The organism is Roseivivax sp. THAF197b (assembly GCF_009363255.1).
Taxonomy (GTDB): Bacteria; Pseudomonadota; Alphaproteobacteria; order Rhodobacterales; family Rhodobacteraceae; genus Roseivivax.
Window position 1 is genome coordinate 765,644 of record NZ_CP045318.1, and the last position, 21,426, is coordinate 787,069.

Annotated in this window: 20 protein-coding genes; 5 read left to right on the plus strand and 15 right to left on the minus strand. The window is 62.6% G+C overall.

What is annotated here, in order from left to right:
• Window positions 1–68: 68 nt before the first annotated feature.
• Window positions 69–1,037 carry a Gfo/Idh/MocA family protein gene (locus tag FIV09_RS03880; RefSeq protein ID WP_152448760.1) on the plus strand — a complete coding sequence of 323 codons (969 nt, stop codon included), beginning with the start codon at window positions 69–71 and terminating at the stop codon, window positions 1,035–1,037.
• Window positions 1,038–1,094: 57 nt separating this feature from the next.
• Here FIV09_RS03880 and phaZ read toward each other — a convergent pair whose 3' ends face one another.
• Window positions 1,095–2,396, minus strand: coding sequence for a polyhydroxyalkanoate depolymerase (gene phaZ / locus FIV09_RS03885; protein ID WP_152448761.1), 1,302 nt, complete (start codon window positions 2,394–2,396; stop codon window positions 1,095–1,097).
• Between the two features lie 108 nt (window positions 2,397–2,504).
• On the opposite strand from phaZ, the gene FIV09_RS03890 reads away from it, so the two are divergent.
• The 3 genes from FIV09_RS03890 (at window position 2,505) to phaR (ending at window position 5,864) form a co-directional block, all read left to right on the plus strand.
• Window positions 2,505–4,307 (plus strand): alpha/beta hydrolase, encoded by a 1,803-nt coding sequence (locus FIV09_RS03890; RefSeq protein ID WP_152448762.1) that lies wholly within the window; start codon window positions 2,505–2,507, stop codon window positions 4,305–4,307.
• Between the two features lie 328 nt (window positions 4,308–4,635).
• Window positions 4,636–5,088, plus strand: coding sequence for a phasin family protein (locus tag FIV09_RS03895; protein ID WP_152448763.1), 453 nt, complete (start codon window positions 4,636–4,638; stop codon window positions 5,086–5,088).
• 206 nt (window positions 5,089–5,294) lie between these two features.
• Window positions 5,295–5,864 (plus strand): polyhydroxyalkanoate synthesis repressor PhaR, encoded by a 570-nt coding sequence (gene phaR, locus FIV09_RS03900; RefSeq protein ID WP_152448764.1) that lies wholly within the window; start codon window positions 5,295–5,297, stop codon window positions 5,862–5,864.
• A gap of 19 nt (window positions 5,865–5,883) precedes the next feature.
• Here phaR and FIV09_RS03905 read toward each other — a convergent pair whose 3' ends face one another.
• The 13 genes from FIV09_RS03905 to FIV09_RS03965 all read right to left on the minus strand — a co-directional run bounded on the left by FIV09_RS03905 (window position 5,884) and on the right by FIV09_RS03965 (window position 18,232).
• Complete coding sequence (locus FIV09_RS03905) at window positions 5,884–7,074, minus strand: DegT/DnrJ/EryC1/StrS aminotransferase family protein (RefSeq protein WP_152448765.1); 1,191 nt, start codon at window positions 7,072–7,074, stop codon at window positions 5,884–5,886.
• An 88-nt stretch (window positions 7,075–7,162) separates the two neighbouring features.
• On the minus strand, window positions 7,163–8,467 hold the full coding sequence (locus FIV09_RS03910; RefSeq protein WP_152448766.1) for an FAD-binding oxidoreductase: 1,305 nt from the start codon (window positions 8,465–8,467) through the stop codon (window positions 7,163–7,165).
• Window positions 8,468–8,609: 142 nt separating this feature from the next.
• Window positions 8,610–9,974: a glutamine synthetase family protein gene (locus FIV09_RS03915; RefSeq protein WP_152448767.1), complete on the minus strand. Its 1,365-nt coding sequence runs from the start codon at window positions 9,972–9,974 to the stop codon at window positions 8,610–8,612.
• Window positions 9,971–10,657 (minus strand): type 1 glutamine amidotransferase, encoded by a 687-nt coding sequence (locus FIV09_RS03920; protein ID WP_152448768.1) that lies wholly within the window; start codon window positions 10,655–10,657, stop codon window positions 9,971–9,973. The genes FIV09_RS03915 and FIV09_RS03920 overlap by 4 nt, the downstream gene beginning before the upstream one ends.
• A gap of 59 nt (window positions 10,658–10,716) precedes the next feature.
• The gene (locus FIV09_RS03925; RefSeq protein WP_152452335.1) at window positions 10,717–12,051 is read right to left on the minus strand and encodes a glutamine synthetase family protein; all 1,335 of its coding nucleotides are present in this window, start codon (window positions 12,049–12,051) and stop codon (window positions 10,717–10,719) included.
• A gap of 249 nt (window positions 12,052–12,300) precedes the next feature.
• The gene (locus FIV09_RS03930) at window positions 12,301–13,107 is read right to left on the minus strand and encodes an ABC transporter permease (protein ID WP_152448769.1); all 807 of its coding nucleotides are present in this window, start codon (window positions 13,105–13,107) and stop codon (window positions 12,301–12,303) included.
• Window positions 13,104–13,985: an ABC transporter permease gene (locus FIV09_RS03935; protein WP_152448770.1), complete on the minus strand. Its 882-nt coding sequence runs from the start codon at window positions 13,983–13,985 to the stop codon at window positions 13,104–13,106. The genes FIV09_RS03930 and FIV09_RS03935 overlap by 4 nt, the downstream gene beginning before the upstream one ends.
• Before the next feature lie 88 nt (window positions 13,986–14,073).
• Window positions 14,074–14,802 carry a transporter substrate-binding domain-containing protein gene (locus FIV09_RS03940; protein WP_152448771.1) on the minus strand — a complete coding sequence of 243 codons (729 nt, stop codon included), beginning with the start codon at window positions 14,800–14,802 and terminating at the stop codon, window positions 14,074–14,076.
• A 48-nt stretch (window positions 14,803–14,850) separates the two neighbouring features.
• Window positions 14,851–15,627: an ABC transporter ATP-binding protein gene (locus FIV09_RS03945; RefSeq protein WP_152448772.1), complete on the minus strand. Its 777-nt coding sequence runs from the start codon at window positions 15,625–15,627 to the stop codon at window positions 14,851–14,853.
• Window positions 15,628–15,759: 132 nt separating this feature from the next.
• Entirely contained in the window at window positions 15,760–16,203 is a 444-nt protein-coding gene (locus tag FIV09_RS03950; protein WP_152448773.1) for a TerB family tellurite resistance protein, read from the minus strand.
• A 38-nt stretch (window positions 16,204–16,241) separates the two neighbouring features.
• A complete protein-coding gene (locus FIV09_RS03955; RefSeq protein ID WP_152448774.1) occupies window positions 16,242–16,658 on the minus strand; it encodes a hypothetical protein in 417 nt (138 codons plus the stop codon).
• A gap of 146 nt (window positions 16,659–16,804) precedes the next feature.
• On the minus strand, window positions 16,805–17,566 hold the full coding sequence (locus FIV09_RS03960; RefSeq protein WP_152448775.1) for a 23S rRNA (adenine(2030)-N(6))-methyltransferase RlmJ: 762 nt from the start codon (window positions 17,564–17,566) through the stop codon (window positions 16,805–16,807).
• 9 nt (window positions 17,567–17,575) lie between these two features.
• A complete protein-coding gene (locus FIV09_RS03965) occupies window positions 17,576–18,232 on the minus strand; it encodes a DUF2306 domain-containing protein (RefSeq protein ID WP_152448776.1) in 657 nt (218 codons plus the stop codon).
• A gap of 500 nt (window positions 18,233–18,732) precedes the next feature.
• Here FIV09_RS03965 and FIV09_RS03970 point away from each other — a divergent pair, with 500 nt between their 5' ends.
• Window positions 18,733–19,566 carry an abortive infection family protein gene (locus FIV09_RS03970; protein ID WP_152448777.1) on the plus strand — a complete coding sequence of 278 codons (834 nt, stop codon included), beginning with the start codon at window positions 18,733–18,735 and terminating at the stop codon, window positions 19,564–19,566.
• A 102-nt stretch (window positions 19,567–19,668) separates the two neighbouring features.
• On the opposite strand, the gene FIV09_RS03975 is transcribed toward FIV09_RS03970, so the two are convergent.
• A complete protein-coding gene (locus tag FIV09_RS03975; RefSeq protein ID WP_152448778.1) occupies window positions 19,669–21,312 on the minus strand; it encodes a CTP synthase in 1,644 nt (547 codons plus the stop codon).
• Between the last annotated feature and the right edge of the window lie 114 nt (window positions 21,313–21,426).

Sequence of the window (21,426 nt, forward strand, 5' to 3'; positions counted from 1 at the left end):
GGGCTGTTCGCGATTGCCAAGCCGGGCAACTCCCCGCAGGTTGGCCGCGAATTGTGAAGGAGATCGCTATGAGCCGTCATGTCCGATGGGGTATTCTGGGGGCCGCGAAATTCGCGCGCGAACATATGGGGCCCGCGCTTCATGCCGCGCGCGGCGGCGAGCTGGCGGCTCTGGCGACCTCATCGGCAGAAAAGGCGGCGCCCTTCGCCGCGTTTGCGCCGGGCCTGCGCGTACATGACAGCTATGACGCCCTTCTGGCCGATCCCGAGATCGACGCGGTCTATATTCCGCTACCGAACGCGTTGCATGTGGATTGGACGTTTAAGGCGCTCGATGCAGGCAAGCACGTGTTCTGTGAAAAACCGCTCGCGCTGCGCGCGGAGGATTTCGATGCCGTGATCGCCAAGCGCGACACGACCGGGCTTCTGGCCGCGGAGGCCTACATGATCGTGCACCACCCGCAATGGCAGCGGGCAAAGGCGCTTCTGAAGGAGGGCGCCATCGGGCCATTGCAGGAGGTCACCGCACAATTTTCCTTCTTCAACGATGATACGCACAACATCCGCAACCAGTCGGAGATGGGCGGCGGCGCGCTGCCCGATATCGGTGTCTATATCTTCGGCGGGGCGCGATTCGTGACGGGCGAGGAGCCGGAGGTCATCTTGTCCTCGGATATCGACTGGGCGCACGAGGTCGATACCCGCGCGCATGTCACGGCGCGATTCCCGACTTTTCACTATTCGGGCTACGTCTCGACCCGGATGGCGCCCTATCAGCGCGTGACCTTCCATGGCGAGACCGGCGTGATGACGCTGCAAACGCCGTTCAATGCGCAGGTCTTCGGCGAGGCGGTGATCGAGCTGGAACTGGGCGGTGGGGTGCGGCGGCAGGAGCGATTCCCGGCGGCCAATCACTACGTTTTGCAGAACGAGGCGTTCAATCGGTCGGTGCTGGAGGGGGCGGCCTATCCCTGTCCGCTGGAATTCTCCCGCGGCACGCAGGCCATGATCGACATGGTCTACGCGAAGGCCCGATGAAAAAACGCCCGGGCGTTGGCCCGGGCGTCATCTAAATCGATGTACCTTACGCGCGGATCAGGCCGCGGCGGTCGTATCGCGCGGCGGTGCCTTCTTCGCGGCGGCCTTGGCGGAGGCTTTCTGGCGGGCGCCGGAATTGGCGTCGATGAAATCCAGCACCAGCGGGCGAATGTTGTTGCGCCAGGAGCGGCCCGCGAAGATGCCGTAATGGCCGGCGCCGGGCTCGAGGTGGCTGGCCTTCATGCTGTCGGGCAGGCCGGTCAGAAGATCGAGCGCGGCAATGCACTGGCCGGGCGCGGAAATGTCGTCATTCGTGCCTTCGACGGTCTTGACGGCGACATTGGTGATCTTGCCGATATCGACATGCTTGCCCTGCACCGTGAAGTCGTTGTTGGCGATCTCGCAGCGCTTGAAGATGCGATCCACCGTGGAGAGGTAGAATTCCGCGGGCATGTCCATCACGGCGAGGTATTCGTCGTAGAACTTGTTGTGCTTGTCGTGATCGGACGCCTCTCCGCGCGCCACGGCCATGATCTGGTCGCGGAAGGCGCGGGCATGGGTGTCGGAATTCATCGCGATGAAGGACGACAGCTGCAACAGGCCGGGATAGACCCTGCGGCCGACGCCCGCATAGCGGAAGCCCACGCGCTGACACATCGATTCCTCGAGCTGGCCCATGGTGACGCGGGCCCCGAAATCGGTGACCTCGGTCGGCGCGGCCTCGGGGTCGATCGGTCCGCCGATCAGGGTCAGGGTGCGCGGCTGCGCGTCGGGGTCCTCCTCCGCGAGGTAGGCGGTGGCGGCCAGCGTCAGCGGCGCGGGCTGGCAAACCGCGATGACATGCGTGTCGGGGCCAAGCTCGCGCATGAAGTCGACGAGATAGAGGGTGTAATCCTCGACGTCGAATTTGCCTGCGGAAACCGGGATATCCCTCGCGTTGTGCCAATCGGTCACATAGACTTCGCAATTGGTGATGAGGGATTTCACCGTGGAGCGGAGGAGCGTCGCGTAATGGCCCGACATCGGTGCGACCAGAAGGATGCGGCGCGGCTGTGTCTTTCGGCCGGCAACCTCGAAGTGGATCAGATCGCCGAAGGGCTTGCTGACCACGGTCTTCGGGGTGACGATGTGGTCCTTGCCGTCGTCGCAGGTGAAGCTGTCGATCCCCCAGTCGGGTTTGGCGACCATCCGCTCGAACGTGCGCTCGGTCACCGTGCCCCAGGCTTCCATCCAGCGGATGCCGGGATGGGGCAGCAAGGCGAGACCGGGATAGGATGCCATCGTGCGAGCGGTGGCACCGAGCCACTGATTGGTGTTACGCACGGTCTCCATGAAGTCATAGGTGGCCATGTAGCGCATAGGTGGTCTCCTTTCGCTCGGGCGCGAGGGACGGAAGCATTCCGGTCTGCCGCACGCCCTGGCGACAAAATTTCTGCGTAGCAGCAAAGGTAGGGAGGAACCGGCCCGATGACAACAGAGACCTTGGACCAAGAGAAGAATCTTGAGAAGTTTCAGGAGAACCTTTCGCGTGTCGAGGAATTGTCGCAGCGTCTGATCTCGGCGATGACCAACCGAAAGCCGCTGGATACATCGCTTCAGGCACCGGATCACGAAGTCTATACCCAAGCCGTTCAGGGCTATTGGCAAACCTGGATGCAGAACCCCGCGCGGGTGATCGAGCATCAGTTTGCCTATTGGCAGGATACGATGAAGCACCTCGTGGAGGCGCAGCAGGCGCTGGCCACGGGGCAGCTCAAGGCGCCAGACGATCCGGGACCGCGCGACAAGCGCTTCGCGAATCCCCTGTGGGACACGCATCCTTATTTCAACTTCATCAAGCAGCAATACCTGATCAATTCCCGCACGCTTGAGCAGGCGGTCGCCGATATCGAGGACATGGATCCCAAGGAAAAGCGGCGCCTGACCTATTTCGCGCGTCAGATCGTCGACATGATGGCGCCGACAAACTTCATCTCCACAAACCCCGATGTTCTGCAAAAGGCCATCGAGACCGAGGGCGAGAGCCTCGTGAAAGGGCTTGAGAACCTGATCTCGGATCTGGAGGCGAATAACGGCGAACTGGTCGTCAAACTGGCCGATGAAGAGGCGTTCAAGATCGGCGAGAACATCGCAACGGCGGATGGCGAAGTGGTCTACCGCAATCGGTTGATGGAAATCATCCAGTATTCGCCGAGCACGGAAAAGGTGAAGGAAACGCCGATCATCCTGTTCCCTCCCTGGATCAACAAGTTCTACATCCTCGATCTGCGCGAGAGTAACAGCTTCATCCGCTGGGTCGTGGAGCAGGGCTATACCCTGTTCGTGGTCAGCTGGATCAATCCCGATCACGATTATAGTGACGTCGGCCTTGATACTTACATCGAAGAAGGCTTCCTGACAGCGATCGAGGAAGTGAAGGCGATCACCAAGCAGAAGCGCGTGAACGCCATCGGCTATTGCATTGCGGGCACCACGCTGTCGCTGACGCTGGCGCTTTTGAAGAAACGCGGCGACAACTCGATCAAGTCGGCGACCTTCTTCACCACGCTCACCGATTTCTCCGATCAGGGGGAGTTCACGCCCTTCCTGCAGGACGATTTCATCGACGGGATCGAGGACGAAGTTGAAAGAACGGGTGTGCTGCGGTCCTTCATCATGGCGCGGACCTTCTCGTTCCTGCGCTCGAACGACCTGATCTACCGGCCGGCGATCCAGAATTACATGATGGGGGAGACGCCGCCCGCCTTTGATCTTCTCTATTGGAACGGGGACGGCTCCAACCTGCCTGCGCGCATGGCGGTGCAGTATCTGAGAGGTTTGTGCCAGTCGAATGCCTTTGCCGAGGAGGGGATCGAGCTGTTGGGCGAGACCTTGTCGATCAAGGACGTGGATGTACCGTTGATCTCCATCGCCTGCGAGACCGACCACATCGCGGCGGCCTCCGACTGCTATCGCGGCGTGAGCCTGATGGGATCGAAGGAGCGGACCTTCATCCTGTCCGAGTCGGGTCATATCGCGGGGATCGTGAACCCGCCTTCGCGCGACAAGTACGGGCATTACATCAATGACGAGTTCGATGGCACGTTCGAGAATTGGAAATCCAAGGCCGAGCATCACAGTGGCTCCTGGTGGCCGGTCTGGGAGAAATGGATCTCCAAGCGCTCGGGCAAATGGGTCGCGGCCCGCACGCCGGGGGATGAACAGCATCCCTCTCTCGGGCCTGCGCCGGGAACCTACGTGATGGCAAAAGCGCGCGAGGTCGAACCATAGAAGATCCGCGGAGCGTATCCCTGCCATGGCCGATAGGCGCCATGGGCCTGCACAAGGTCCGAAGGCGCCTTGAGGGGCTTTGAACGGCGCATTTTTGCATGGTTCGGGCCGTTATGTTACGTTGCGGCAAGGCTTTCGAGGCATTGGCGCTCATGACGAGCAGAGAAACTTTCGTTTCACGTCATGGGGTTATCGAAGTCCGGGAAATTTTTCGCTGCAGCGCAGCAAAAATCCTTGAAATGCCGCAGTGCAGCATGCATATTCAGGTCACGCTCAACGGAAACGGCAGGGTGGGCCTGCCGAAGACAAGCAGCGAAAGGATTTAGAGATGGCTAAGCAACAAGACTTTACCGCGATGATGAAAGACATGATGGGTGCATTCCCGGTCGACACGAAAGCCTTCGAAGGCGCGTTCAAGACCCAGGCGACCCTGAACGAGAAGCTCTCGAACGTTGCTCTGGAAGCAGCCGAGAAGTCGTCCGAGCTGTCCGCCAAGTGGACCCGTGACACGCTCGCCAAGATGGGCGACCTGACCAAAGCAAAGGCAGAGCCCGCAGACTACGCCAAGGCGATGACCGATTTCGCATCCGCTCAGGCAGAAGTCAGCGCCGAGCACATGGCCGCATTCGCCGAGATCGCGAAGAAGGTCCAGATGGACACGGTCGAGCTGATGATGGCCGCAGGCAAGGACATGTCGGAAGACGCATCGGCTGCCGTCAAGAAGGCAACCGAGGACATGACCGCCAACGCCAAGAAGGCGACCACCGCAGCCGCGAAGTAATCGCGACCGGTACGATTAAAAGATAGCGCTCCGTTCTCCTCCCTTTAGGAGCGCAATCACTAGAGCGGGCCTTCGGGTCCGCTCTTTTTCTTTGGGACGGCCCCCGGCGCGCGCGCCCTGGCTTTCTGGCCGGGCACGACAAGACTTGCTCATTTGCTGGGCTGCAGCGTAGAGTCCGGGATAGCCGACAAACCGGGAGGTCTCACTTGTCCAAGAACGATAAACCACTGCTCATCAAGCGTTATGCATCGCGCAGGCTCTACAACACCGAGACCAGCGATTACGTCACGCTTGAGGATATCGCGGGGTTCATCCGTGACGGGCGAGAGGTGCAGATCGTGGATCTGAAATCCGGCGACGACCTCACACGGCAGTACCTTCTGCAGATCATTGCCGAGCATGAAAGCCGCGGGGAATCCGTTCTGCCCGTGAACGTGCTCAATGACCTGGTGCGCAGCTATACCAGCCAGGCGACCTCCATGGTGCCGCAATTCCTGTCCCAGAGTTTCGAGATGTTCCGCGACAGCCAGTCGAAATGGGTCGAGAACATGAGCGCAATGAACCCCATGTCGAAAATGCCGGGCTTCGAGGCGATGCAGGCCCAGCAGGAGGCCTTCCTCAAGGCCATGACCGGCGGCGCGGCAGGCGAACAGCCGACGGCCAAGGATGAGGTCGCGGAGGCAAAGAACGAAGCCGCGCAAAGCAAGGAAGAGCTCGACGCGCTGAAGAAGGAATTTGCCGAGCTTCAGAAGAAGCTCTCGAAACTCGGCAATTGATCCGTTTTCGGGTGTCGGCTCAGGTCCCGTAGGTCCGGGCCGGCCCCATCACGCTGTCCGCCGCCTCGGCGAGGATCTGGGCGACCAGCGCGCATTCCTCAAGGCTCAGCCGGGCGGGCAGGCGGGTATCGCAGGCCCGCATCAGCATCGCCCGTGTCTTGGGCAATTCCACCCGCTCCGACAGGAATTCCCAGTTCCAGAAGGCCCGCGCGTTGTTCTGGCTCAGCCCGAAGACCTGCACCTTCACCCCCATATCGGCGGCTGCTGCGACGAAGGCAGTCACATCCTCATCCGACATTCCGCACAGGTTGAATTGCAGGGAATCGGGCGCGCGTTCTTCGGGCGCCAAGGCGTTCGGTACGTGAAACCACGCGGATTGGCGCAGAATGCCCGCGACATAATCGTGGTTGCGCCGCCCGTCGCGCACGCGGCGCGGGATCTCGGGCAATTGGGCGCGTATGATCGCCGCCGACAGGTTCGACAGCCGCATGTTGTAGAGCGGCAGCTTGTTCTGCCAGCGCGCGACCGCATCGTGCAGGACGCTGTGCTTCTTCCAGTTGCTCTCATAGGCGCCCGACATGATGACCGCGCGGGCCACGAGGTCCGGATCGTCGGTCACAAGGATGCCGCCTTCGCCCGCATTCACGAGCTTGTAGCTTTGAAAGCTGAAACAGCCGATCGCCCCCAGCGTGCCGATATTCCGACCGCCCCATTTCGTGCCGAGGCTGTGGGCCGCGTCCTCGATCACTGGGACGCTATGTGCGTCGGCAATGCGCAGGATCGCGTCCATATCCGAGGTATGCCCGCGCATATGGCTGATGATGACCGCATCGACGCCGCTGATCTTCGCCTCGAAATCCGACAGGTCGATCCGGTAATTTGCGCCGACCTCGCAGAGGACGGGGATGCAATCGGCATGCATGACGGCAGAGGGCACCGCTGCAAAGGTGAAGCCCGGCAGCAGAACGCGCGCGTCACGCGGCAGGTCGAGCGCTTTCAGCGACAGGAACAGCGCGGCGGAACAGCTGGAGACCGCCAGCGCGAAGCGGCTCCCGAGGAAGGCCGCGAATTCGTCTTCAAGCAGCGTGACCGGATTGTCCTCGGCCGTGTGGTAGCGGAACAGATCGCCACTTGCGAAGAGCCGCTCGACCTCCGCGCGGGCGGCGTCGGGAATAGGCTCTGCATCGTGCATGTCAGGGATGCGCGTCATCAATCTCTCCTGCCTCACTCGGGCGAGAGTGTTAACGCGGCGTCGCCGTGTCGCAAGTCCTAATGGCGCGACATCCTGACCAGTGTGGCTAGAGGCCAATCCTGTCGCGCAGGGCGTACCAGCTCATGGCCAGCGCAAGGAGCGGCGTGCGCAGCGCGCCCCGTCCGGGAAACCGCGGGGTGGGCAGCGCCGCCATGGCATCGAAGCCCTGCGTCTCGCCCTGGATCGCCTGCGCCATGAGGCGGCCCGCATGGGTGGCCGTGCCGACGCCGTGCCCCGAATAGCCAGAGGCCGACAGGATGCGTTTGCCCGGCCGGGCGAGGTAGGGCAGCCGCTTCATGGTGATGGCGAGCGTGCCGCCCCAGGCATGGGTGAGCCTTACGTCCTTCAGATGCGGAAAGACCTGCAGCATGGGCTTCGAGACGACGGCGCGGATATCAGCCGGGAAGCGGTAGCCGTAGCTTTCGCCGCCGCCGAACAGGAGGCGCTGGTCGTGGGACAGCCGGAAATAATTCACCACGAAGCGGTCATCGGCCACGGCCACGTCGCGGCCAAGCACCTTCGCCGCATCCGCGCCCAGGGGTTCTGTCGCGACGATGAAATTGTTGATCGGCATGACCCGCTGCGCCACATCGCCCGAAAGCCCGCCGAGATAGCCGTTGGCCGCCAGGACGACGTGATCCGCCGTGACGCGGCCGCTATCGGTCTGCACGAGCGCGGGGGTGCGATCCTCCACATGATGGACGCGGCTCGTCTCGAAGATCCGCACCCCCGCATGGCGGCAGACCTCCGCCAGTCCCAGGGCAAAACGCAGCGGATGCAGATGCGCCGCGTCGTGGTCGAGTATGCCGCCGCGATAGGCGGGCGAGGGGCAGAGCGCGTGCCAATCCTCTGCTGCAAAGGTCTCGATATGCGGATAATCGTAATGCTCGGCCATATGCGCCGCGTAATGCGCCAGCTCGCGCACGCCCTTTTCGGAGGAGGCGGCCTCGGCCACGCCCGGACGCAGGTAGCAGTCGATCCCGTGCCGCGCGATCAGGTCCTTGACCAGCGCCTTGGCCTCCTCGCCAAGCGCCCAACAGCGCCGCGCGTCCTCGCGCCCAACGAGCGCCTCGAGCGACATCTGGTCAACCCGCTGCCCCGACCCGAGCTGCCCGCCATTGCGCCCCGAGGCGCCGAAGCCCGCGCGATGCGCCTCCAGCAGGACGACATCCATCCCTGCCTCAGCCAAGTGCAACGCCGCGGAGAGGCCGGTATACCCGCCGCCCACAACACAGACATCCGCGTGCGTCTCACCCCGCAAGGGCGGCGCTGCATCGGGCAGATTCACCGTGGAGGCATACCAGCTGTCGGGATAGCGCCCCGTCTTGTCGTTAGCGTAGAGCAGATCCAATGAAGCGCCTCTTGTTCACGTTCGGACCAAAAATACCTCTCGGGGGTCGGCATTGTCGCGCCATTGGTCCGAGAGACAATGGCGACGGGGGCAGACAGCCCCCCAGCCTGCCCATCTAACGCGCCGTCTGGCGAAGGCGCGCTTAGACGTTCAGCAGCAGATGCTCCCGCTCCCAAGGCGAGATGACTTGCAGAAACTCTTCGTATTCGGTGCGTTTCACGATGCCGTAGACCCGCGCAAACTCATGGCCGAGGACATCGTGCAGCGCGGTGGAGGCTTCGAACAATTCCAGCGCCTGACCCAGAACGCGCGGCAGGTCGCCGTCGCCGTCATAGGCATCGCCCTTGTATTGTTTCGACGGCCAGCGCTCTTCCTTCATGCCGAGATAGCCACAGGCGAGCGAAGCCGCGATCCCGAGATAGGGGTTGCAATCCATGCCCGCGAGCCGGTTTTCCACGCGCCGCGCCTCCGGTCCCGAAAGGGGAATGCGGATGCCTGTGGTACGGTTGTCGCGGCCCCATTCGAGGTTGATGGGCGCCGCATGGTCACGCACGTAGCGGCGGTATGAGTTGACATAGGGCGCCATGATCGCGGTCGCGGCGGGCAGGTGGGTCTGCATGCCCCCGATGAAGTGGAAGAACGCGTCCGTCTCGCCGCCCTGCGGACCCGAGAAGATGGACTTGCCCGTCTCGATATCGTTCACCGAATGGTGGATATGCATGGCGGAGCCCGGCTCGTCGGCGATGGGCTTGGCCATGAAGGTGGCGAAACAGTCGTGGCGCAGCGCGGCCTCGCGTATGAGGCGTTTGAAGTAGAACACCTCGTCGGCGAGCTTCACGGGATCGCCGTGCCGCAGATTGATTTCGAGCTGGCCCGCGCCGCCTTCTTGCGTGATGCCGTCGATCTCGAAGCCCTGGGCTTCGGCGAAATCGTAGATGTCGTCGATGACAGGGCCGAACTCGTCCACGGCGGTCATGGAATAGGCCTGGCGCGCGGCTGCGGGACGGCCCGAGCGGCCGATCATCGGCTTGATATCCTGCGCGGGATCCACGTTGCGCGCGACGAGGTAGAACTCCATCTCCGGCGCCACGACGGGCTGCCAGCCCTCGGCCCGATAGAGGTCCACGACCCGCCTCAGGATATTGCGCGGCGCAAACGGGATCGGACGGTCCTTGCGGTCATAAGCGTCGTGGATGACCTGCAGCGTCCAGTCCGCGGTCCAGGGTGCTGCGGTCGCGGTGCCCATGTCGGGCTTCAGGATCATGTCGCGCTCGATGAAGCCCTCGTCCTCGTCTGCAGCCTCCCCCCAATCGCCGGTGATCGTCTGGAAGAAGATCGAGTCGGGCAGGTGAAAGGTCTTCTGCTTGGCGAATTTCGACGCGGGCACGGCCTTGCCGCGCGCGATGCCGGGGATGTCGGAGATGATGCACTCCACCTCGTCGAGGCGACGGTTCTCGAGGTAATCCTGCGCGGCCTTCGGCAGCGCCGTGGTCCAGTCGTCGCTCATGCGAATATCTCCTCGCCGCGGAAAAAGCGGGTGAATTGGTCGGCAATGTCGGCCCTGTTCAAAGATGCGCCCATCCGCGCGCGGGCGGAGGCAAGCTTGTCGTCGGGCACCACGCCGGGGCCGCGCTTCTCGATCAGGTCGTTGATGAAGGCATCGTCGAATTCCGGGTGACCCTGCACCGAATAGGCCCGCTTGCCGTAAAGCAGCGCCGCATTGGCGCAGAAGTCATTGCCTGCCACGACCCGGGCGTCGGCGGGTGCGGCGATCACCTGGTCCTGGTGCCAGGCGTGGAACTTCATCTGTCCTTCCGGGAAGGTGTAATCGGTGGCGCCGACGGACCAGCCGCCCTCGAACTTTTCCACCCGTCCGCCGAGGGCCTGGGCGATGATCTGGTGGCCGAAACACACTCCAACCAGCGGTCGGCCGTCCGCGTAGATCGCGCGGATCAGCTCCTCCAGCGGTGGCAGCCAGGGATGATCCTCATAGACGCCATGCTTCGATCCGGTGATCAGCCAGCCATCTGCCGCATCCGGTCCCGGCGGGAACTGACCGTCGACCACGCGCCAGGTCTCGAAGGTGAAGCCGCGCCCTTTCAGAAGCTCGCGGAAAAGCGCGTCATATTCGCCCGTCCGCACCGAGATTTCGGGCGGCAGGAGGCCGGTCAGAAGAATGCCGATTTTCATGGGTCACCAGAGATTGGATTTGCCCCAGACGTAATTGAGCACTGCGTCCGGGACAAGGATCAGACCGTGTCGAGATAGATTTCCACCTGCTCTTTCGGGGAGAGCTCCGCCATGTAGTGGCGTTCCTGTTTCTTGGTGAGCAGGTAGTTGCGGATCAGCTCCTTGTGGAAGATGCGCGGCATGATTTCGCTTTGTTCGAACAGCGTGATCGCATCGGCCCAATTGTCGGGCATGTGGTCCATTTCGAGCGCGTAGGCATTGCCGGTGATGGGCTCGGGGGCCGCTCGTGCATCCTCGATGCCGTTGAGCGCGGCGCCCAGGATCGCCGCGAGCGAAAGATAGGGGTTCACGTCGCCGCCCGAAACGCGATGCTCGATCCGGCGTGCAGAAGGGGCGCCCGAGGGCACGCGGAGGGCCGCCGTGCGGTTCTCATAGGCCCAGCACAGCCCCGTGGGCGCATGGGCGCCGGGCACGAGGCGGTCATAGGAATTCAGGTGCGGGGCGTAGATCAGCGCGCTGTCCTTCATCGCCTCAAGGCAGCCCTGGATGGCGTGGCGCAGAACCGGCGTGCCCTGCGGGCCGCCATCGTCGAAGATATTGTCGCCGTTCTGATCGAGCACCGAGAAATGCGTGTGCATGCCGGAGCCCGCGTAATCCTCATAGGGCTTGGCCATGAAGGAGGCGGCAAAGCCGTGGCTCCGGGCAAGCCCCTTGACCAGCATCTTGAACAGCCAGGCATCGTCGGCCGCGCGCAGGGCATCGTCGCAATGCATCAGGTTGATCTCAAACTGGCCGAGCCCCGCCTCGGAAATGGCCGTATCGGCGGGAATATCCATTACCTCACAGGCATCATAGAGATCGGTGAAGAACGTATCGAAGGCATCGAGCGCGCGGATCGACATCGTCTCGGCGGCCTTGCGGCGCTTGCCCGAGCGGGGCGAGAGCGGGATCTCGAGCGTGCGGCCCGAATCGTCGATCAGGAAGAACTCGAGTTCCACCGCGACGACGGGTGTCAGGCCTCGCGCCTTGTAGCGCTCTAGCACTGCGCGCAGCGCGTGGCGCGGATCACCTTCGTAGGGGCGGCCATCCTCGCGAAACATCCAGATCGGCAAAAGCGCGGTGGGCGCTTCGAGCCAGGGCATGGGGATGAAGCCGCGTTCGGTGGGCTTCAGGATGCCGTCGCGGTCACCGGTCTCGAAGACAAGCGGGCTGTCGTCGATATCCTCGCCCCAGATATCGAGGTTGAGCACCGACATCGGAAACCGGGTGCCGTCCTCGACAATCTTGTCGCCGAACCGTGCGGGCACGCGCTTGCCGCGGGGCTGGCCGTTCAGATCGCAGGCGGCCACACGGAAGGTGCGGATCTCGGGGTGTTTCCGCAGGTAGTTTTTCATCGTGAGGGAGGACATGGGATGGGCCTTCGTGGAATTTGATCAAATTTTGCATGGGCCGCGACAACTGACAAGGGGGGCAGGATCGTTTGGAGCACGTTGGTGTCTGCGAGAGCGCTGATCAAGTTCGGGACGGGGTGGGCTCAAAGCCCGAGCGCGGGTTCGCGGCTGCAAAAGCACCGTTGAAAGCGCCTGACCATCTTGAATGGCGCTCGGGGCTACCAAGCCCAACCGAGGACAGCGCCGGTCAAGTCACCGGATCACGTTCATCCGCATCTTCAGCCTTGTCCGCCGGTCGCTCGGCAAGTGGCGGTTCAGGCGGCGGTTGATGAGCCCGAAAAGCCCGATGATGCAGAGCGTCACAAGGATGAAATAGCCCGCGAGGATGGGGTAGGGCACGAAGGGATTGAACGTCTTGTCGGCAAAATAACTTGCGTAGTAGAGCGCGTCTCCTCGCTGTTGCCAGGCGGGAAAGCCCGAGAAGAAGACCAGCGTCGTCGCGTGAAAGAGGAAGATCGCCTCGTTCGTGTAGGCGGGCCAGGCCAGCCGCAGCATGGTGGGCCAGGTGATCCGGCGAAATCGCGACCAGCCGGAAAGGCCGTAGGCGTCCGCCGCCTCCATGTCGCCCTTGGGGACCGATTGCAGCGCGCCGTAGAAGATCTCGCCGGAATAGGCGGCGGTGTTGAGAAAGAGCACGATGAGCGCACCCAGCCAGGCCGAGCTGAGAACATCGAACATGGGTGCCACTGGCTTTAGGGCCAGAAAGCAGAAATAGGCAAAGAAGAACTGGATGAAGAGCGGCGAGCCCCGGAAGACGAAGATGAACCATTCCGACGCCTTGCGCAGAACCGGGTTCGTCGAGGCCTTGCCCATCGCCACGGCCGTGGCGAGGAAGAAGCCGAAGGTGAGCGCGAAGATGCCGAAATACACGTTCCAGATCATGCCGGAGCCGATCAGCGTGAATTGCTGACAAAGCGTGAAGTCGGTGCGCGGCAGCAGCCGCTCGCCAATACCGATGGAGCGCAGGCCGTAATCGATGATCGTCTGGGTACAGCTCATGCCGCGGCCTTCCGCTGCGCTTCACCGGCCAGCGTGGCCTGTCCGCGGGTAAGCCGCGCCATGATCCGGGCAAGCACGATCTCGGAAACGCGGGTGAACGCCAGATAGAAGATCAGAAGCGCAAGGAAGTACCACATGCGCCAGTCGCCATGGGGGTAATCGGTGAAGCGCGGTGTCTTGGCCGATCCCAGCTCGCGCGCCCAGTAGACGATATCCTCGATCCCGAGCAGGAACAGCAGGGGCGTGGCCTTGATCAGCACCATCCAGAGGTTCGACAGGCCCGGCAGCGCAAAGACCCACATCTGCGGCACGAGGATGCGCCAGAAGGTCTGGCGCTGCGACAGGCCGTAGGCCTCTGCGGTCTCGATCTGGGCGCGGGGCACGGCGCGCATGGCGCCGTAAAGCACGTTGGCGGCGAACGCGCCGAAGACGATGGCGAAGGTCAGCACCGCGACGAAGAAGCTGTAGGTTTCATGCACCCATTGCGGCGCGGTGCCCAAGGGCAACTTGGCCTCGGCGCAGACGATGAAATCCGATCCCTGGCGGATGGGTTCCGACCAGTCGGGGCATTTCCACTGGTGGCGCAGCCATTCGAAGCCCTGGTCGAGCGCGATCACGAAGAACAGGAAGAAGGCGATATCCGGCACGCCGCGCACCACGGCGATGTAGCCCTTGCCCAGCCATTGCAGCGGCAGGAAGCGCGACCGCGCGGCAGAGGCGCCGCCAAAGCCGAAGAGAAGGGCAGTGGGCGCGGTGATCGCAAGCAGAAGAAGCACGGTCCCGACCGAGATATAGAGCGACAGGTGCTTGCCCGTCGTCAGGTAGCACATCAGCCAGGAAAGGCCGGAAAGCTGGCTCGGATCGGCGCAGGAAAGCATGGGCGTCCCGGTTCAGGTCGAGTGAAGACTATTGGGAAGGACGTCAAACGGGAAGGGGCCACGCGGGCCCCTTCCGGGTCGGGCAGGATCAGAAGCGGGGGCTGTCTTCGCCCAGCCACTTCACGATCAGCTCGTTCAGCGTGCCGTCATCCTTCATGGACTGGATCGCGGCGTCGAAGGCTTCGCGCATCTCCGGATCGCTTTCGCGGAAGGCCATGCCGATGCCGCCGCCCAGCGGGACGTCGTCGCCCACGAAGACCATCTCTGCATTTTCCTCAACGAGCGGGATCAGGAAGTCCTTGTCGGCCATGACCGCGTCCGCCTCGCCGGACATGACGGCGGCAATGGTCTCGTCCGGGGTGGGGTATTCGAGCAGGGTCGCGCCGGTTTCGGCCACATGCGCGGCCTGGATCGTGCCGGTCTGTGCCGCGACGACGCCGCCTTCGAGATCGGCATCCTCGGACATCGCAGCAAAGGCCGAGGGCGAGGGGGGCGTGTAGTTCTGGGTGAAGTCCACAACCTCGTCACGCTCGTCGGTGATCGACATGCCCGCGATGATCGCGTCGTAATTGCCCGAGACCAGGTTCGGAATGATCGAATCCCAGTCGTTGGTGACCCATTCGCAGGTCATCTCGGCGCGCGTGCAAAGCTCGTCGCCCAGCTCGCGCTCAAAGCCCGCAACTTCGCCTGCATCGTCGAGGTAGTTGTACGGAGGGTAGGCGCCCTCGGTGCCCAGGCGGACCACGGAATGCTCGGCCGCGAATGCGGTCGAGGCGGTCATGGCCAGAATGGCGGTGCCCAGCATTGCTTTCTTCATGTCTTTTCTCTCCCTGAGGTTGGACATCGGTGTTTCGGCTCGGCGCGTTCAGTCCGCCATTGTGGAGCTGAGAAAGCCCCGGAGCCGTTCGGATTTCGGAGCGCCGAACAGCGTCTCCGGAGAGCCTTCTTCTTCGATCAGGCCCTGATGCAGGAACACGACGTGGCTTGAGACGTCGCGTGCCATCTTCATGTCATGCGTCACGATCAGCATGGTCCGGCCTTCGCGGGCGAGATCCTTGATCACACGCACGACCTCTTGTTCGAGCTCGGGATCGAGGGCCGAGGTCGGCTCGTCGAACAACAGCGCTTCGGGCTCCATGCAGAGCGCGCGCGCGATCGCCGCCCGTTGCTGCTGACCGCCTGAAAGCTGCGCCGGGTAATTGTCGGCCTTGTCGCCGATGCCCACCTTGTCGAGATATCCCCGCGCGGCCTGCTCGACCTCGGCGCGGTCGCGGCCCAGAACGGTAAGGGGCGCTTCCATGACGTTCTGAAGGATCGTCATGTGCGCCCAGAGATTGAACTGCTGGAACACCATCGACAGGTTCGTGCGGATGCGCAGAACCTGTTTTGGATCGGCGGGTCGGCGATTGTGGCCCGCGCCCTTCCATTTGACGGGCTCGCCCTTGAACAGGATGTCGCCCTGCTGGCTGTCTTCGAGGAGATTGGCGCAGCGCAGGATGGTCGACTTGCCGGAGCCGGACGATCCGATCAGCGAGACCACGTCGCCGCGCGCCGCACTGAAGCTGACACCCTTGATCACCTCAAGCGCGCCATAGGCTTTGTGCAGATCGCGGATTTCCAGGACGGTCGTCTCGTTGGTCAAGGCGCACTCTCTTTTGCGGACGGTCTCTCTCCGACTTGCGAAAATGAGAGTATTCGCGGGGCATTTGCAACGCGAAAGCCCATAAAACGGGCAGATTCGCCGCGAATAACCCTGCGTCAGGTCGTGATCTGCTCAGGAATCCTGCGATGCGACGCGCTGGCGGGCCCGGGCGCTGTCCTGGTCGCTGATGCCGAGGAAGTTCGTCACGAGCCGCAGGAGCGAATCTTCCGCGGGATCCCGGTCGCCATCGGCAAGGGCCACGGCCCAGAGCGCCTCGGCCACCGCGATGCGATGCTCGTAATCCACGGCGTCCTTGATCGCGCGGGTGAACCGGACCGTATCTGGCGCTTCAGCCTCCAGCGCTTCGCCATCCTGCCTGAGGGCGGTCGCGTCGCTTGCGGACAGATCGTACCGGGTCGCGAGGATGCGGTCGATGCGCGCAAGCTCGTTTTGGTCGGCATGGCCATCGGCGCGCGCCACGCGCACCATGAGAGCCGCGAGTGCCAGGCGCGCATCGGCATCGGGCAGCGGAGCGGGCGTCGGCGAGGTCAGCCGGTCTAGGAAATCTTTGAACATGATTGCCAGATAAACGCTCGGGCGGCGCTGTCAAAGGGCTAGTTCACACGATACTCGCCGCCGCGCTGTCCGGGCAGGCCGAACCGGGCGGACAAGGTCCGCTCCAGCCGTGATGCATCGGGGTGCCGCCCGCGCAGCTCGGCGGACATGCAATCGGCAAGCAGGCGACGTTCGTTTTCGGGCACGTGGCAGCTTACGAGCTGGGCCAGTTCCTCGCCGGAGCGGACGGCGCGAGCCAAGGCTTCGCAGGTGGCGCGCATTTCCGAGGCCTCCGCGCGGGTAAGATCGAACCGGCGTGCGAGGATGCGGTCAAGCTCCGGCGGCCCGATCAGCGCATCGGGCAGGTCGCGATTGGCCGCGTGCACGGCAAGCGTCGCCAGCGCGAGCGGCGTATCGGCAGGGTCAAGCCAGCCGGCATGCGGCGCGTTGATCCACATCAGCAGACGCTTTGACATCCTGACCCTCCCGCCGTGGTGGCCCGGCCATATGATGACGAGGCCGTGCATGTCATAGAGCGACGCAAACGCGCCGCAATCCGCTCAGCTTGTCCGAGGGCGGGGTACTTGTCCATCAAGTTTACGCAAAGGCGGTGTTGCGTCAGTCAGCGCTCGATGAGGGTGGCGATGTCCCGGGCTGCCTCGGCAAGACCCCAGGGCGGGTTGACCACGAACAGGCCCGAGCCGGTCATGCCGTGCCCCGCGCGGGCCGGGGGGAAGCGCACCTCGGAGGTCAGCGCGTCCGGAAACTGCGCGTTCAGAGCCTTCAGCATCGGCCTGTGCCGGGCGTCATGCAGGATCGGGTACCACAGCGCCAGAACGCCCACATTCCAGGCGCGGGCGAGCTTGGCGAAGTGGCGCGGGATCGCTGCGTAATCCTCCTTCACCTCGTAGGAGGGATCGCAGAGCAGAAGCCCCCGGCGCGGCTCCGGCGGGGCAAGGCTGTGGGCGAGAGCAAAGCCGTCCTGGCGGTAGGTCTGCGCCCGCGTGACCGCCCGCGACAGCGCGGCATGTTCGGCCGGATGCAGCTCAGCGAGGTGCAGCGCGTCCTTTTCGCGCAGGAGCGTCTCCGCAATCAGGGGAGAACCCGGATAGGACCGCGGGCCTTGCTGCGCGCGCACCGCCTCCAGTGCACGGGCCAGTGGATGCGCCTCGGGCAGGGCGATGCGATCCACCCCTGCCGCGGCCTCCCCGGTCTTCCGCGCCTCGGCGCTGTCCAGATCGTAAAGACCCCGGCCCGCATGCGTCTCGATATAGCTGAGCGGTTTGTCCTTCAGCGTCAGGTAGTCGAGCATCACCGCCAGAAGCCCGTGCTTGTGCAGATCGGCGGCATTCCCGGCGTGATAGGCGTGTTGGTAGGACAGCATGGCCGGGCTTTAGGCGCTGCGGACGGGGCGCGCAAGGCGGCGTTCGCGGGCGAGGTAGAGCTCCAGCAGGCCAAGGAAGGGCAGGTAGAAGCCCACGAACATGAACTGGTCGAAAAGGCCGGTGAATTGCTCGTTCGACGCCACGCCCCCCGTCGCCCAATACCACAGCCCGTAGATCAGCCGGTAAAGGAACGAGCCGACCGCCAGCACCGTCAGCCGCAGCGCCCAGGCGCGGTGGCGCACGCGCGCCTTGTCGATGGCGTGATAGGTGGTGTTGGCCGCGGCGATCAGGATCAGCACGCCGTAAAGCGCGAAACCCGCCGACATGAGCGGGCCGCCGATCGTGCCGCGGAGCGCGATGTAGAGGAGCCCGCCCGCGCCGGTGAGCGTGGCGGCGACGAGGAGCGTGTAGCCGAGCTTGCGGTGGAACTGTGGGTATTTCGCCCGGATGCCGGGGATGAGTTGCAGGGGCGCCAGTGCGGTGATGAGCGCGCCCGCGATCATGTGGGTGAAGATGGCGAGGTTGGGGGCGAGATAGGTGTAGAGGCGGCTTTCGCTTGAGAGGTCAGTGGTCAGGCCGCGCAGGCCGAACGCGCCGGAATAGAGCGCGAAGGGCGCGGCAATGAGCGCGAGGAAGAGAGCGGCGAGGGTTCCGAGGCGGGGCATGTGAGAGATGTGGGGCGGCGTGGTGGGTTTTCACCCACCCTACATGGGGCGCGCGCGATGTCATCCTCGGGCATGATCCGAGGAACTCGCGGCCGCCCGCTCTCGTCCCCGTCATCGTCGGGCGCGACCCGAGGATCTCCGATCAACTGACGCACGATTTGGTCAAAGGTCCTCGGGTCGAGCCCGAGGATGACGTCTCATCGCGCGCAACGCTGGGGTGCCGGGCCTGCGCCGGACCGGGGGGCTGGCGCTGCCCGGGTCGTGATGGGCGCTTTATGGTTGTGGTGTCATTGCTCTGCTTGAGCGGGGCGCTGGCTGTGACGATGCGCCAGACCGGCGGGACCGGTCCGGCGCAGGCCCGGCACCTTTGGTGCTATTCGGGCTGGTTTATATGAAGATGTGATAGGGTGAATTCTTGGTAGTCGAATGTTTGAGAAATATCTACTGAGAGACAGGGTTCCAATCATGCTCATTGTTTTAATGCAAGAATAGGAGTTTTCATGAAGATCAAAAATTACCAACGCGAAAAAATTTGTGAGCTCTTTAGTCCTAGCCCTGGGTATGTACTGGATTTTTCAAATAAAACATTTGCAGAGTTTTTCGAAGATCATTTTGAGACAAATATTTATGTGGAAGTTTTCAGTGAAAAGGGCACCTCAAAGCTCAACAGGCTGCTCTGCTTCATAGAAGTCTGTCCGTCACACGTTGTAGTAGAGCTTCTCAACCTTCTCTGGAAAAGAAGAAACAAGGAGAGGGATTCCGAAATCGAACAGGCAGTCATGCAGTCCAGCCTAGAATCATTTTCAATAACACCTGAGTATGTTGAGATCCTTTTGGATAATGCAGCGGTTGAGGATAAGCCGTTCCAAGAACTGATTGATGAAATTGGAACTGCTCCTGTGCAAATGGTACAGCCGCATTTTTCAAAGCTGACAAAGGAGTGGACGCTGGATACCGTCGAGCGAGAATTTCAGCGGGCTTTCGATAGTGTAGAGAAAGATCCAGAGGCATCAGTGACCGCAGCGTGTTCGATGTTGGAAGGCGTATGTAAATCAATCATTGCAACAAGGGAAATTGAGAGGCCAAAGAGAATGGATATCAAGTCTCTATATTTGTCTGTTCGAGAGCCTTTAGGGTTGGCTCCAGATAAGAGCATTTCTCAGAGTGAGATTGAGGGCGATGTTCGCGCTATATTGAGCGCTTTATCGAATTTAGCACAGGGAATCGGTTCACTGCGTACCCATGCAGGAACCGCACACGGAAGAGAGAGAGGGGTTTTCGGAGACTCGATCCTAGGATTGCTAGGCCATCAGTTTCTACTGCGTCGGCTCTGACAATTTTTCTTGTAGAAACTTGGGAAAAGCGTTTCCCACAAGATAAACTAGAAATTAATAGCCGACCGAAACCAGTTTCCCGAAGCCTTAGCAAATGACGTATCAAACCAACCTGCTCACATCCTTAGCCGCCCGCACAAAGTCCTTGAACAGCGGATGCGGATCGAACGGTTTCGACTTCAGCTCGGGGTGGAATTGCACGCCGATGAACCACGGATGGTCGGACCATTCCACGATCTCGGGAAGTTTGCCGTCAGGCGACATGCCCGAGAAACACAGCCCCGCCTTCTCCAGCGCGTCCTTGTAGGTGATGTCGACCTCGTAGCGGTGGCGGTGGCGCTCGTCGATCGTAGTCTGGCCGTAGACGCCCGCCACGCGGGAGCCCTCTTTCAGCACCGCGTCATAGGCGCCGAGGCGCATCGTGCCGCCCTTGTCGTCGGCCACGCTCCGGTTGACCTTCTCGTTGCCCTGCACCCATTCCTTGAGGTGATAGACCACCGGCTCGAAGCGCTTCTTGCCGGCCTCGTGGTCGAATTCCTCGGAGCCTGCGCGCGTGACACCGGCCACGTTCCGCGCGGCCTCGATCACCGCCATCTGCATGCCGAGGCAGATGCCCAGGTAGGGCACCTTGTGTTCGCGGGCGAATTGCGCGGCCTTGATCTTCCCTTCCGTGCCACGCTCGCCGAAGCCGCCGGGCACGAGGATCGCGTGGAAGCCTTCGAGATGCGGCGCGGGATCCTCACGGTCGAAGATCTCCGCATCGACCCAGTCCACGTTGACCTTCACGCGGTTCCAGAGGCCGCCATGGGTCAGCGCCTCGGCGATGGACTTATAGGCGTCCTCGAGCTGGGTGTATTTGCCGACGATGGCGATATTCACCTCGCCTTCCGGGTTGGCGATGCGGTCGGCCACGTCTTCCCAGACGCTGAGGTTCGGCTTCGGGGCAGGGGTGATCTGGAACGCATCCAGCACCGCCTGGTCGAGGCCCTCGTAATGATAGGCCAGCGGCGCCTCGTAGATCGACTTGAGGTCCTGCGCGGCGATCACGCTGTCGGGGCGCACGTTGCAGAAGAGCGCGAGCTTCTCACGCTCCTTCTGCGGGATCGGCCCTTCGGAGCGGCAGACGAGGATATCGGGGGCAAGGCCGATGGAGCGGAGTTCCTTGACGGAGTGCTGGGTGGGCTTCGTCTTCAGCTCGCCCGACGCCTTGATGAAGGGCAGGAGGGTGAGGTGCATGAAGATGCACTGGCCGCGGGGTTTTTCCTGGCTGAACTGGCGGATCGCCTCGAAGAAGGGCAGGCCCTCGATATCGCCGACCGTGCCGCCGATCTCGCAGAGCATGAAGTCGACCTCGTCCTCGCCAATGGAAATGAAGTCCTTGATCTCGTTGGTGACGTGCGGAATGACCTGGATCGTCTTGCCGAGGTAATCGCCGCGGCGCTCCTTCTCGAGCACGTTGGTGTAGATGCGGCCCGAGGAGATCGAGTCGGTCTTGCGCGCGGGCACCCCGGTAAAGCGTTCGTAATGCCCCAGATCGAGATCCGTCTCGGCGCCGTCATCGGTGACGAAGACCTCGCCATGCTCGAAGGGCGACATCGTGCCGGGGTCGACGTTGAGGTAGGGATCGAGCTTGCGCAGCCGGACGGAAAAACCGCGGGCCTGAAGAAGAGCCCCGAGTGCGGCGGAGGCAAGCCCCTTGCCCAGAGAAGACACAACACCGCCCGTGATGAAGATAAAGCGTGCCATATGGCGCGAACCCCGTGATTTGCCTCAGTATTATCGAGCGATGAAGGGCTGGAATGGCCCCACCCGCGGCCCGCTCGGACCGCAGCATCACGGGATTTGGATCGTAGGGGATTC